Source organism: Enterobacter sp. A8, from assembly GCF_004296595.1.
In the GTDB taxonomy this organism is placed as follows: Bacteria; Pseudomonadota; Gammaproteobacteria; order Enterobacterales; family Enterobacteriaceae; genus Enterobacter; species Enterobacter cloacae.
In genome coordinates this window covers 235,328-248,823 of record NZ_SCMF01000005.1, presented here as the reverse complement: position 1 = coordinate 248,823, position 13,496 = coordinate 235,328, and the positions used below count along the sequence as shown (strand labels likewise).

The following is a 13,496-nucleotide window of genomic DNA, read 5'->3' as shown; positions in this document are numbered from 1 at the left end:
ACTTATTTGGGAAGCGAGCCATGTTTGAAAAGCGTCACCGCATTACGTTGTTATTCAATGCCAACAAAGCTTACGACCGACAGGTGGTAGAGGGCGTTGGTGAATATTTGCAGGCGTCGCAATCTGAGTGGGATATCTTTATCGAAGAGGATTTCCGCACCCGACTCGAGAACATCAAAGACTGGCTGGGCGATGGCGTCATCGCTGACTATGACGACCCGGTCATTGAGCAATTACTGACTGACGTCGACGTCCCGATTGTGGGCGTCGGCGGCTCTTACCATTCGCCCGAGCACTATCCTCCCGTCCACTATATCGCCACCGATAACCATGCTCTGGTTGAAAGCGCGTTTCTGCATTTAAAGGAGAAAGGCGTCCATCGCTTTGCGTTCTATGGTTTACCAGCCTCCAGCGGCAAGCGCTGGGCCGTTGAGCGCGAACACGCCTTTTGTCAGCTTGTCGCCCAGGAGAAATACCGCGGCGTGGTCTATCAGGGGCTGGAAACCGCGCCGGAAAACTGGCAGCACGCGCAAAACCGTCTGGCTGACTGGCTGCAGACGCTGCCGCCGCAAACCGGCATTATTGCCGTGACGGACGCCCGTGCGCGCCACGTATTGCAGGTCTGCGAACATTTGCACATTCCGGTGCCGGAGAAGCTGTGCGTGATTGGCATCGATAACGAAGAGCTTACCCGCTACCTTTCTCGCGTGGCCCTTTCCTCAGTGGCGCAGGGCACCCGACAGATGGGGTATCAGGCCGCAAAATTACTGCATCGTCTGCTGGATAACGAATCCCTGCCGCTTCAGCGCCTGCTGGTTCCCCCGGTCCGCGTGGTAGAACGTCGCTCAACGGATTACCGCTCCTTAAACGACCCGGCAGTCATTCAGGCGATGCACTTTATCCGCAACCACGCCTGCAAAGGTATCAAGGTCGATCAGGTGCTGGATTCCGTGGGTATTTCCCGTTCAAATCTGGAGAAGCGTTTTAAAGAGGAAGTGGGCGAAACCATTCATGCGGTCATTCACGCAGAGAAGCTGGAGAAAGCGCGCAGTTTGCTCATCTCCACATCGCTGTCGATCAACGAAATCTCGCAGATGTGCGGCTATCCGTCGCTGCAGTATTTTTATTCGGTGTTCCGTAAAGAGTATGACAACACGCCGAAAGAGTATCGGGAACGCCACAGCGAAGTCATGATGTAGAAAAGAAAACGCCTTCCAGTGGAAGGCGTTATTGGGATTACATATGGGCGGCGATAAGTCGCTGGTTATCCTGGTACATCGCAAACAGATAGTTGTTATAGCGCTGACCCTGGGTGGAATAACCTTTCAGCTTGTGGATCATCGTACTGGCCGTTACTTCCTGATCCGCTTTACGCAGCTGTGCGCGTGACTTACGGAACGACGAGTAGGCCGGATGGGTGTTCAGGTTTACCACATAGGCATTTACTGAGTCTTTCACCGATTCAAACTGCGAGTAGCCCTTCACCTTGCCCGGCGCATTTTTACAACGCCCCTTCACGCACTTCATGCCGAAGAGGTTGTTGTTGTTGCGCGCCAGCTTCGAGGTGCCCCAGCCACTTTCGGCTGCAGCCATTGTCGCAACCATGCTGCCCGGGATGATGTCGACACGCTCAAGGAGCGAGTTCCACGGCACACGACGGGTGTTACCGTTCCAGCTTACCTTGTAGCGCTTTGCGATATCTTTCAGGCGCGCGCGCTCGGACGGCGTCCAGCGGCTATCGTACTGTTTGGCGATCAACCAGTTACGATCTGCCGTAATCGCGGCGTTTTGACTTGTGATGTAAGGCATTACTGTCCGGAGAAACGCTTTTTTCCTTGGTGTTCCGGAAGGGTATTTTCGCAAATCAGGAAGTGAACTACTCTTTGCACTATTGCGAGAATACTCTTGTTTACTGCTAACCTTACTGCTTGTCGTCTTTATTACGTGGGCTTTCTTACTCGTTGTATCCGTGTGCGTCTTTGCAAGCACCCCACCCGAAAATGTCGTGGTGAGTAACATGAGTATCGCGGCCCCATATCGTCGAATGGGAGTCGATATCATTAGGTCTCCTGGTCGGATATAAACATTCCAACACCTTATTTTTTTCACAAATTTGAGAGCGGAATCTCAAATCATATCAAAAATAGACTTCAAGAGCACGTATAGAAATAGTCCAATTCCGAAACTATGTCACCTGAAACGTGCTCACTTAAGCATCAATTCTGAAAATTTGTGTGCGATCTCGCAGATAACTGCCTAATTTTGCGCGGGATCACTCATCCTCTCGCGTCATCCTTGCAGAAAGCGCCGGGGGATGAGTTTTTACGCCTCACCTGATGGCACACTGGTCAAAAATGCCGCGACAGGAAGATGGAATGAAACGCACCGCCGTAGCTTTTCTGATGTTACCCGCACTGGCACACGCTGACTGGTCATCGCCGGGATTTAACGCATTCAGCGCCGAAGGCACCGGAATGTTCACCAGCCAGGCAAAGCTTGCGAAGGGTACGCGTCCTTTAACAGTGAGTTTTGACAACACGTGCTGGCAGCCAACAGAAGCGATAAAACTCAACGAGATGCTGTCGCTCAAACCGTGTGACGGCACGCCGCCGCAGTGGCGTCTGTTCCGCGACGGAGAGTACCAGATGCGTGTCGATACCCGTTCCGGCACGCCAACCCTGATGCTGACCATCAAGAGCGCAGCAGAACAACCGGTGGCAAACGTTATCCGCCAGTGCCCAAAATGGGATGGAAAACCCCTGACGCTGGAGGTGGGAAACACCTTCCCGGAAGGCTCCGTGGTGCGAGATTTCTACAGCAAACAAACCGCGACGGTGCAGCAGGGAAAAATTACCCTTCAGCCTGCCGCCAACAGCAACGGCCTGCTGCTGCTTGAGCGCGCCGAAACCGACAAACCCGCGCCGTTTAGCTGGCAAAACGCTACGGTCTATTTCGTGCTGACCGACCGCTTCGTAAATGGTGACCCCACGAATGACAATAGCTATGGCCGCCACAAAGACGGCATGCAGGAGATTGGCACTTTCCACGGCGGCGATCTGAAAGGGCTTGCGAGCAAGCTTGATTATCTGCAGCAACTGGGGGTAAACGCGCTCTGGATAAGCTCCCCGCTTGAGCAGATCCACGGCTGGGTCGGCGGTGGCACCAAAGGGGATTTCCCCCACTACGCCTACCATGGTTACTACACGCAGGACTGGACCAGGCTTGATGCCAACATGGGCACCGAAGATGATTTACGTCATCTCGTCGATGAAGCGCACAAGCGCGGCATCCGCATTCTGTTCGATATCGTCATGAACCATGTGGGCTACGCAACGCTTGCCGACATGCAGGAGTACCAGTTTGGCGCGCTCTATCTGCAGGGTGATGAGCTGAAGAAGACGCTGGGTGAACGCTGGACCGACTGGAAGCCGGGCACGGGACAAAGCTGGCACAGCTTTAATGATTACATCAACTTCAGCGATAAAACCGCATGGGAAAAATGGTGGGGTAAAAAATGGATCCGCACCGATATTGGCGATTACGACAACCCGGGCTTTGATGACCTGACCATGTCGCTGGCGTTTTTACCCGACCTGAAAACGGAATCCACCACGCCGTCCGATTTGCCAAACTTCTATCAGCACAAGCCCGATACCCAGGCAAAAGCTATCCCGGGATACACCCCGCGCGATTACCTGACCCACTGGCTCAGCCAGTGGGTACGCGAGTATGGCATTGACGGTTTCCGTGTTGATACGGCAAAACACGTGGAGCTGGCGGCCTGGCAGCAGTTGAAGGACCAGGCAAGCCAGGCGCTGGCGGCCTGGAAAGGTTCTCACCCGGACAAAAAACTCGACAATGCGCCGTTCTGGATGACGGGTGAATCCTGGGGCCACGGAGTCATGCAGAGCGATTATTACCGCCACGGCTTCGATGCGATGATTAACTTCGATTATCAGGAGCAGGCGGCAAAAGCGGTGAACTGCCTGGCCGATATCGATCTGACCTGGCAGCAGATGGCGGAAAAACTGCAAAGCTTTAACGTCCTGAGCTATCTCTCCTCGCATGACACCCGCCTGTTCCGCGAAGGAGGCCAGCGCGCGGCAGAACTGCTGCTGTTAGCGCCAGGCAGCATACAAATCTATTATGGGGATGAATCAGAGCGTCCGTTCGGGCCGACGGGTTCCGACCCTCTGCAGGGAACACGCTCGGATATGAACTGGCAGGATGTGACGGGCAAACAGGCGTTAACCGTCGCCCACTGGCAAACGCTGGGTCAGTTCCGCGCCCGCCATCCGGCGATAGGTGAAGGCAAGCAAACCACGCTTTCGCTGAAAGAGGGGTATGGATTCGTACGTGAACATGATGGCGATAAGGTCATGGTCGTCTGGGCGGGGAACCAATAGCCCCCTCACTGCGGTTTTCTCCCTCTCCCACCGGGAGAGGGTCGGGGCGAGGGGCACTCACCAGAACTATTCACTACAAAAATCCACACCCGCCACATAAAACCACAAATCCGACCACACCAGCCGATTTGCACCCGCACGGTGCTAGCGTTATGGTTACCCACTTTCAAAACAAGCTCGACAGATCACCTGCTATGACGTTTTCACTTTTCGGCGACAAATTTACCCGCCATTCAGGCATTACCCGCCTGATGGAGGACCTCAACGACGGGCTGCGCACACCGGGCGCCATCATGCTCGGCGGCGGAAACCCGGCTCAAATCCCGGAGATGAATACCTATTTCCAGACGCTGCTCGCTCAGATGCTGGAAAACGGCAAAGCAACCGATGCGCTTTGCAATTACGACGGCCCTCAGGGTAAAACCGAACTGCTGAAACTCCTCGCCGACATGCTGCGTGAAGAGCTGGGTTGGGATATCGAACCGCAGAATATTGCACTGACAAACGGCAGTCAGAGCGCGTTTTTCTACTTGTTTAACCTTTTCGCAGGACGTCGCGCCGACGGCACCACCAAAAAAGTATTGTTCCCGCTGGCACCGGAGTATATCGGCTACGCCGATTCCGGTCTGGAAGAGGATCTGTTCGTCTCCGCGCGCCCGAATATTGAGCTGCTGCCGGAAGGTCAGTTCAAATACCACGTCGATTTTGAACATCTGCACATTGGTGAAGAGACGGGCATGATCTGCGTATCACGTCCAACCAACCCAACGGGCAACGTCATCACCGACGACGAGCTGATGAAACTGGATGCGCTGGCAAATCAGCATGGCATCCCGCTGGTGATCGATAACGCCTATGGCGTGCCGTTCCCGGGCATTATCTTCAGCGAAGCACGTCCGCTGTGGAACCCGAACATCGTCCTGTGTATGAGCCTCTCCAAGCTCGGCCTGCCGGGCAGCCGCTGCGGGATCATCGTCGCCAATGAAAAAATCATCACCGCCATTACCAACATGAACGGCATTATCAGCCTTTCTCCTGGCGGTATTGGCCCGGCGATGATGTGCGAAATGATTAAACGCAACGATCTGCTGCGCCTGTCTAATGACGTGATTAAGCCGTTCTATTATCAGCGCGTTCAGGAGACGATTGCCATACTTCGCCGCTATTTACCGGAAGAACGCTGCCTGATCCACAAACCTGAAGGGGCAATTTTCCTGTGGCTGTGGTTTAAAGATCTGCCGATCACCACCGAACTGCTTTATCAGCGCCTGAAGAAGCGAGGCGTATTGATGGTGCCGGGTGATTACTTCTTCCCGGGGCTGGACAAGCCGTGGCCGCATACGCATCAATGTATGCGTATGAACTACGTGCCCGATCCGGAAAAAATCGAAGCCGGGGTAAAAATTCTCGCCGAAGAGATCGAATTCGCCTGGCGCGAAGACGCCCAGTAAGAACCTACGCCAGATGACGCAACCGCTCGGTGCGTAATCTGGCGGGATCGACACAGCTCAGCGCGTGGGTCGGACAGGCTTCCACACAGGCCGGTCCGTCCGCGCGGTGTGCGCATAAATCGCATTTCAGCGCCTGAAGCGTATCTCCTGCCCACTGCACCTGCATCGCCCCAAACGGGCACGCCACCATACAGCGTTTACACCCAATACACCGCGCCTGCTCAACCTGCCAGGCTCCCTCGCCACGGCGAATCGCCTGCGTTGGGCAGACATTCGCGCAAGGGGCATCTTCACACTGATGGCAACCCACCGCCGTGGTGAAAGCGTCTCCTTTGACTACCCGAATGCGGGGCGTAAAGGCGCCTGTTGAGATGGCGTCCTGATGCGACACGACACACGCCACTTCGCAGGTGCGACAGCCGATGCATTTTGCCGAATCCGCCATGATGAACCGGTTCATCTGTTATCCCTCGCGCACGTTAAAACCCAGCTCTCTGGAGATCGCGTCCGCCGTTTCACGCAGAGGTGTAAGCAGATTTTTTTCGCCAATCTGCTTCATGCGGGAGGTCGACAGCGAAATTGAGATCGCATACGGCACGCGGCCATGAATATCAAACACCGGCACCGCGATACAGGAGACCCCCAACTCGTTCTCTTCTTTGTCCATCGCCATGCTGTGCTCGCGGATTTCCGCCAGCTCATCATACATCGCGCTCAGTTCAGTGATGGTGTTGCGGGTCAGCGGCTGAATCTGATCCTGGTGGCTTTCCCAGTAGCTAGCCACATAGTCCTGGTGACCGAATGCCATGTAGATCTTGCCCATTGCCGAGCAGTAAAGCGGCATATGCTGGCCGATATAGGCGCGCGTGCGCAGCATACCGGTGGTCGGCTCAAGCTTATAAATCAGGATCGCGTGATCGTCTTCGCGGCTGGAGAAGTTCACCGTCTCGCCGGTGGCGATATTCAGCGACTCAAGATGCGGAGCAGCCACGTGGATGATATTCAGCGACGACAGCGCCTTTTGCCCGACGGCGATAAATTTGGTGGTCAGACGATAGCTGCCCGCCGCCGGTGCCGGGGTGACGTACCCGCACGACTGCAATCCCTGCAGTAACCGGTGCACGGTGCTCTTATTCAGCCCGGCCAGTTCCGATAAATGGGCCAGAGGACAGCCGTTCGGATAGTTACTGAGGATCTCAATCAGCATCAGACCGCGAAACAAGCTCTGGCTACCTGCTGGCCTCTCTTTTTCTTGCGTCATGTCGCTCTCTTTCATGCTCATCCCATGGCTCCTTTTTATCGCGCCCTGATGGTAGCGCAAAGTGTGGTTCAGTTCACGATCTCAACAGAAAAAACACAACCAGTTGATTTTAATCGATTTTGAAAATCATGAATGTCGTTGATCTGGCAAAATTTGATCGCTATATTTGAAATCAGATTTCGCATATTGAAATTTAGCGATAAAAAAGCACTCGCACTTGCCCCTACGAAGAACAGGAGAACAGGGATGAAAGTGACATTCGAAGAGTTGAAAGCAGCGTTCAATCGGGTTCTGCTCGATCGCGGTGTAAAAGCAGAAACGGCGGATGCCTGCGCGGAGATGTTTGCCCGCACCACGGAATCTGGCGTCTATTCCCACGGCGTGAACCGCTTCCCGCGTTTTATTCAGCAACTGGACGCGGGCGACATCATTCCTGATGCCCAGCCAAAACGGGTGACCACATTAGGGGCCATCGAACAGTGGGATGCCCAACGCGCCATCGGTAACCTGACGGCGAAAAAAATGATGGATCGCGCCACCGAACTGGCCTCCGATCACGGTATCGGTCTGGTTGCGCTGCGTAACGCTAACCACTGGATGCGCGGAGGGAGCTATGGCTGGCAAGCCGCAGAGAAGGGCTACATCGGGATCTGCTGGACCAACTCCATTGCGGTGATGCCCGCGTGGGGGTCAAAAGAATGTTGCATCGGCACCAACCCACTTATCGTGGCGATCCCCTCCTCCCCAATTACCATGGTCGATATGTCGATGTCGATGTTCTCCTACGGCATGCTGGAAGTGAACCGACTGGCCGGACGCACGTTACCGGTCGACGGTGGATTCGACGACGAGGGCAATCTGACCAAAGAGCCTGGCGTGATTGAGAAAAATCGCCGTATTCTGCCTATGGGCTACTGGAAAGGTTCCGGCTTATCGATTGTGCTCGACATGATCGCCACCCTGCTCTCTAACGGCTCCTCCGTGGCGGAAGTTACCCAGGACAACAGCGACGAGTATGGCGTGTCGCAGATCTTTATCGCCATCGAGGTCGACCGCCTGATCGACGGCCCAACCCGCGATGCCAAACTGCAGCGTATTATGGACTTCATCACCACCGCCGAGCGGGCAGACGAAAACGTCGCTGTCCGTCTGCCGGGGCATGAATTTACGCGACTGCTTGAAGAGAACCGCCGCAACGGCATCACCATTGACGACAGCGTGTGGGCGAAAATCCAGGCGCTGTAAGGAGTGGGCCATGATATTCGGACATATTTCACAGCCAAATCCGTGTCGCCTGCCGCGGGCGATTGAAAAAGCGTTAGATTTTCTGCGTACCACGGATTTCAGCATGCTAAAGCCGGGTGTCGTTGAAATTGAGGGACACAACATCTTTGCCCAGGTGCTTGATCTCACCACCCGGGAACAGCACGAAAATCGCCCGGAAGTGCATCGCCGCTATCTTGATATTCAATTTCTGGCGTGGGGTGAAGAAAAAATCGGTATTGCTATCGATACCGGCAATAACAACATCAGCGAATCATTACTGGAACAGCGGGATATTATTTTTTATCACAACAGTGAAAATGAATCGTTTATCGAAATGATACCCGGCAGTTACGCCATATTTTTCCCGCAGGATGTACACCGTCCTGCCTGTATTAAAAACAAGGAAACTGCAATTCGCAAAATTGTGGTGAAAGTGGCAATCAGCGAATTAGATTAATTTTCTGATATACCCTAAATAATTCGAGTTGCAGGAAGGCGGCAAGAGAGTGAATCTACAGGAGCTTACATAAGTAAGTGACTGGGGTGAACGAGCGCAGCCAACGCACATGCAACTTGAAGTATGACGGGTATAAATACAGGAACGCGAAATGACCAATACCGGTTTTATTATTGGTGCGTACCCCTGCGCACCCTCGTTTCACCAGAAAGGGGAACAAGAAGAACAAACCTTCTGGCGGGAACTTTCTGACACGCCACACATTCGCGGGCTGGAACAACCCTGCCTTGAACATCTCCATCCATATGGGGATGAATGGCTGTTCCGCCATACGCCGGGTGAATGGCAAATCGTGGTGACCGCCGTGATGGAAACCATGCGCCGCCGCGGCACAAACGGTGCGTTTGGCCTGGCCTCCGCTGATGAAGATCAGCGTAAAGCCAGCGTCGAATTTTACCGCCATCTGTGCCAGAAAATTGCTGCCGTTAACGCCCGTTTTCCTGGAAAGGTGATCGCTCTGGAAATGCAGGCCGCACCGCAGGCGGGCAATGCTTCAGTCGAGCAGGCTATCGAGGCGTTCGCCCGTTCCACTCGTGAAATCGCGGGCTGGGACTGGTCCTGCGATCTGGTGCTTGAACACTGCGATGCCATGACCGGTCCCGCACCGCGTAAGGGATTTTTACCCTTAGAGCAGGTGCTGGAGGTGATAAAAGAGACAGATATCAGCATCTGTATTAACTGGGCGCGCTCAGCCATTGAAGGGCGCAACACCACGCTTCCGGTTGAGCACGTTCAGACCGCCCTTCAGGCCGGAAAACTGGCCGCGTTGATGTTCTCCGGCACCACCATCTGCGGAGAGTATGGTGAATGGCAGGATCTGCACGCACCGTTTTCATCGTACTGTGCCGACAGTTTGCTGACCACTGAACATGCAAAAGCACTCTTTACTGCGGCGAGCGCCGCAACATTGAAATTTTCCGGTATTAAATTACTGGAAATAAATGCTAATGCTGATATCAGCCATCGCATCGATATTTTGCGAGACGGCATTAGCCAAATGAAAAAAGCAACGCAATAACAATAAAAAAATCTTATTCCGGTTACCTACACTGAGATATTAAATATGAATACGTCTACTCAAGCTCTACATGCGGACATTCCGCGCCAGCGCTGGCTAAGAATTATTCCCCCGATTCTTATCGCCTGCATTATTTCTTATATGGACCGTGTGAATATTGCTTTTGCCATGCCCGGCGGTATGGATGAAGAGTTAGGTATTTCTGCCACCATGGCAGGCCTGGCGGGTGGGATCTTCTTTATTGGCTATCTGTTTTTGCAGGTGCCTGGCGGCAAGATTGCCGTTCATGGCAGCGGGAAGAAATTTATCGGCTGGTCGCTGGTCGCCTGGGCGGTGATTTCGGTCCTGACCGGGCTCGTCACCAGCCAGTATCAACTGCTGGTGCTGCGTTTCTTACTCGGGGTAGCAGAAGGCGGGATGCTGCCGGTTGTGCTGACGATGATCAGTAACTGGTTCCCTGACGCCGAACGCGGTCGTGCCAATGCGATTGTAATTATGTTCGTCCCCATTGCCGGGATCATCACCGCGCCCCTGTCGGGCTGGATTATTACTGCACTCGACTGGCGCTGGCTGTTCATCATTGAAGGGCTGATGTCCATCGTTGTACTGGTGCTGTGGGCCTTCACGGTGTACGACCGCCCGCAGGAAGCACGCTGGATTTCTGAAGCGGAAAAAAACTATCTGGTCAAAACCCTGGCCGCAGAACAGCAGGCCATTGCCGGTAAAGAGGTGAAAAACGCCTCGCTGAGCGCGGTGCTGTCCGACAAAACCATGTGGCAGCTGATTGCCCTGAACTTCTTCTACCAGACCGGCATTTACGGTTACACCCTCTGGCTACCCACCATTCTCAAAGAGCTCACGCACACCAGCATCGGCCAGGTAGGCGTGCTCGCGATCCTGCCTTATATCGGGGCCATTGCGGGTATGTTCCTCTTCTCTTCGCTCTCTGACCGTACCGGTAAACGCAAGCTGTTTGTCTCCCTGCCGCTGATTGGTTTTGCGCTCTGCATGTTCCTCTCCGTGGCGCTGAAAGAGCATACCTGGCTGGCCTACGCCGCGCTGGTGGGGTGTGGGTTCTTCCTGCAGTCGGCGGCGGGCGTGTTCTGGACCATTCCGGCACGCCTGTTCAGCGCGGAGATGGCAGGCGGCGCGCGGGGGGTAATTAACGCCCTGGGTAACCTCGGCGGGTTCTGTGGCCCTTATGCGGTCGGCGTGCTGATCACCTTGTACAGCAAAGATGCGGGAGTTTACTGCCTGGCGGTGTCACTGGCACTGGCCTCTCTGCTGGCCCTGCTTCTACCGGCGAAGTGCGATGCTGGTGCGGAGCCTAATCCTACGGTGAACCCGCATAAGCGTGCGGCCTGATGCCCTCACCCCAGCCCTCTCCCACAGGGAGAGGGAGCAAGACGAGAGAGTCAAAGATGAGTGAAAAAGAACCCTTCTGGCTGGGTATCGATTGTGGCGGTACTTATCTGAAAGCCGGTTTATATACCCGCGAGGGAAAAGAGGTCTGTATTGAACGCCGCACGGTTGCCACGCTCAGCCCGCGAGCAGGCTATGCGGAGCGGGACATGAACCAGCTGTGGCAGCAGTGTCACACCACCGTCGCTCTTCTGCTCAACAACGCCCGGGTTAGCGGCGAGCAGATCAAAGGCGTGGGCATTTCAGCGCAGGGCAAGGGGCTGTTTCTTCTCGATAAACAGGATCGTCCTCTGGGCAATGCGATGCTCTCCTCAGACCGTCGGGCACTGGACATCGTGCAGCGCTGGCAGCAGGACGGTATTCCCGAAAAACTCTATCCGCACACGCGACAGACGCTCTGGACCGGGCATCCGGCCTCTCTTCTGCGCTGGGTCAAAGAGAATGAGCCACAACGCTATCAGCAGATTGGCTGCGTGATGATGGCACACGACTACCTGCGCTGGTGCCTCACCGGCGTAAAAGGCTGCGAAGAGAGCAACATCTCTGAATCCAATCTCTACAACATGAACACCGGCCAGTACGATCCGCAGCTCACGCGCTGGCTGGGTATCAGTGAAATCGACAACGCTCTGCCACCCGTTGTCGGTTCAGCAGAAATCTGCGGGGAAATCACCGCTCAGGCTGCCGCACTTACCGGTCTCGCGGCGGGAACCCCCGTCGTTGGTGGGCTGTTTGATGTGGTTTCCACCGCGATCTGTGCCGGACTGCACGACGAACATACGCTGAACGCCGTCATGGGCACCTGGGCCGTCACCAGCGGGATTGCCAATGCGCTTCGGGACAACGAACCGCATCCCTATGTCTATGGGCGTTACGTCCACCCGCAGCAGTACATCGTCCACGAAGCCAGCCCCACCTCTTCCGGCAACCTTGAGTGGTTGACCGCCCAGTGGGGAGAAATGTCTTTCAGTGAGATCAACCGCGCCGTGGCCAGCCTGCCGAAAGCCGAAAGCGATCTGTTATTTCTGCCGTTTCTCTATGGCAGCAACGCCGGGCTGGAGATGACGAGCGGCTTCTACGGCATGCAGGCGCTGCATACTCGCGCGCATCTTTTACAGGCAGTTTACGAAGGCGTGGTGTTCAGCCATATGACCCATCTAAACCGCATGCTCGAACGCTTTACCGACGTACAGGCACTGCGCGTCACCGGCGGCCCGACCCACTCTGACGTATGGATGCAGATGCTGGCGGATGTCAGCGGTCTGGCAATTGCGCTCCCGCAGGTGGAAGAGACTGGCTGTTCCGGCGCGGCGCTGGCCGCCCTGGTCGGCACCGGCGTTTATCCCGATTTTTACGCAGCGCAGCACGCGCTCAGACACGACATTCGGGTCATTGAACCCGACATGCACGCCCATGCGGCCTATCAGCGCAAGTATCAGCGCTACCAGTTACTGATTTCAGCACTACAGGGTTATCACGCCCGTGTTAAGGAGCACGACCTATGAGCCGACCATTACTGCAGCTGGCGCTCGACCACACCTCACTTCAGGCTGCCCAGCGCGATGTCGCCAGGCTTTCCGATCACGTCGATATTATCGAAGCGGGCACCATTTTATGTCTAACCGAAGGGCTTAACGCCGTGCGTGCGCTGCGCGAGCAGTGTCCAGGGAAAACCCTCGTGGCGGACTGGAAGGTGGCCGATGCCGGAGAAACGCTGGCAGAGCAGGCGTTTGGCGCAGGCGCGAACTGGATGACCATCATCTGCGCTGCGCCGCTGGCCACGGTTGAAAAAGGTCACGCGGTGGCGCTGCGCTGCGGTGGGGAAATTCAGATGGAGCTGTTTGGCAACTGGACGCTGGACGATGCCCGCGCCTGGCACCGCATCGGCGTGAAGCAGGCCATCTACCACCGGGGACGCGACGCGCAGGCCAGCGGTCAGCAGTGGGGTGAGGCAGATCTCGCCCGAATGAAAGCGCTCTCCGACATTGGTTTGCAGCTGTCCGTCACCGGCGGCATCACCCCGGCCGACCTGCCGCTGTTTAAGCAGATCAACGTCAAAGCCTTTATCGCCGGTCGCGCACTGGCAGGCGCTGCCAATCCACCGCAGGTGGCCGAGGCCTTCCATTCGCAAATCCGCGACATCTGGGGAGCGTAA

At 55.4% G+C, this 13,496-nt stretch carries 12 protein-coding genes; 9 read left to right on the top strand and 3 right to left on the bottom strand.

Annotated elements, in window-relative coordinates:
- Positions 1-20: 20 nt before the first annotated feature.
- On the top strand, positions 21-1,199 hold the full coding sequence (gene xylR, locus EQV24_RS19170) for a D-xylose utilization transcriptional activator XylR (protein ID WP_014830205.1): 1,179 nt from the start codon (positions 21-23) through the stop codon (positions 1,197-1,199).
- 37 nt (positions 1,200-1,236) lie between these two features.
- On the opposite strand, the gene EQV24_RS19165 is transcribed toward xylR, so the two are convergent.
- Positions 1,237-2,061, bottom strand: coding sequence for a protein bax (locus EQV24_RS19165; RefSeq protein ID WP_014830204.1), 825 nt, complete (start codon positions 2,059-2,061; stop codon positions 1,237-1,239).
- 314 nt (positions 2,062-2,375) lie between these two features.
- On the opposite strand from EQV24_RS19165, the gene EQV24_RS19160 reads away from it, so the two are divergent.
- Positions 2,376-4,406 (top strand): alpha-amylase, encoded by a 2,031-nt coding sequence (locus tag EQV24_RS19160; protein ID WP_130626941.1) that lies wholly within the window; start codon positions 2,376-2,378, stop codon positions 4,404-4,406.
- A gap of 194 nt (positions 4,407-4,600) precedes the next feature.
- Positions 4,601-5,857, top strand: coding sequence for a valine--pyruvate transaminase (gene avtA / locus EQV24_RS19155; RefSeq protein WP_020686533.1), 1,257 nt, complete (start codon positions 4,601-4,603; stop codon positions 5,855-5,857).
- A 4-nt stretch (positions 5,858-5,861) separates the two neighbouring features.
- Here avtA and EQV24_RS19150 read toward each other — a convergent pair whose 3' ends face one another.
- Together EQV24_RS19150 and yiaJ are read right to left on the bottom strand one after the other, a co-directional pair.
- A complete protein-coding gene (locus EQV24_RS19150; protein ID WP_095907219.1) occupies positions 5,862-6,317 on the bottom strand; it encodes a 4Fe-4S dicluster domain-containing protein in 456 nt (151 codons plus the stop codon).
- A 3-nt stretch (positions 6,318-6,320) separates the two neighbouring features.
- The gene (gene yiaJ, locus EQV24_RS19145) at positions 6,321-7,139 is read right to left on the bottom strand and encodes an IclR family transcriptional regulator YiaJ (protein ID WP_013094955.1); all 819 of its coding nucleotides are present in this window, start codon (positions 7,137-7,139) and stop codon (positions 6,321-6,323) included.
- A gap of 225 nt (positions 7,140-7,364) precedes the next feature.
- Between yiaJ and yiaK the strand changes: the two genes are divergently transcribed.
- The 6 genes from yiaK to ulaD all read left to right on the top strand — a co-directional run bounded on the left by yiaK (position 7,365) and on the right by ulaD (position 13,496).
- Positions 7,365-8,363, top strand: coding sequence for a 3-dehydro-L-gulonate 2-dehydrogenase (gene yiaK, locus EQV24_RS19140; RefSeq protein ID WP_013094954.1), 999 nt, complete (start codon positions 7,365-7,367; stop codon positions 8,361-8,363).
- Positions 8,364-8,373: 10 nt separating this feature from the next.
- A complete protein-coding gene (locus EQV24_RS19135; protein WP_045901943.1) occupies positions 8,374-8,841 on the top strand; it encodes a YhcH/YjgK/YiaL family protein in 468 nt (155 codons plus the stop codon).
- A gap of 151 nt (positions 8,842-8,992) precedes the next feature.
- A complete protein-coding gene (locus tag EQV24_RS19130) occupies positions 8,993-9,919 on the top strand; it encodes a DUF4862 family protein (RefSeq protein ID WP_130626940.1) in 927 nt (308 codons plus the stop codon).
- A gap of 45 nt (positions 9,920-9,964) precedes the next feature.
- A complete protein-coding gene (locus EQV24_RS19125) occupies positions 9,965-11,284 on the top strand; it encodes an MFS transporter (protein ID WP_029881926.1) in 1,320 nt (439 codons plus the stop codon).
- A 56-nt stretch (positions 11,285-11,340) separates the two neighbouring features.
- The gene (locus tag EQV24_RS19120) at positions 11,341-12,846 is read left to right on the top strand and encodes an FGGY-family carbohydrate kinase (protein ID WP_058661802.1); all 1,506 of its coding nucleotides are present in this window, start codon (positions 11,341-11,343) and stop codon (positions 12,844-12,846) included.
- A complete protein-coding gene (gene ulaD / locus EQV24_RS19115) occupies positions 12,843-13,496 on the top strand; it encodes a 3-keto-L-gulonate-6-phosphate decarboxylase UlaD (RefSeq protein WP_038418390.1) in 654 nt (217 codons plus the stop codon). The genes EQV24_RS19120 and ulaD overlap by 4 nt, the downstream gene beginning before the upstream one ends.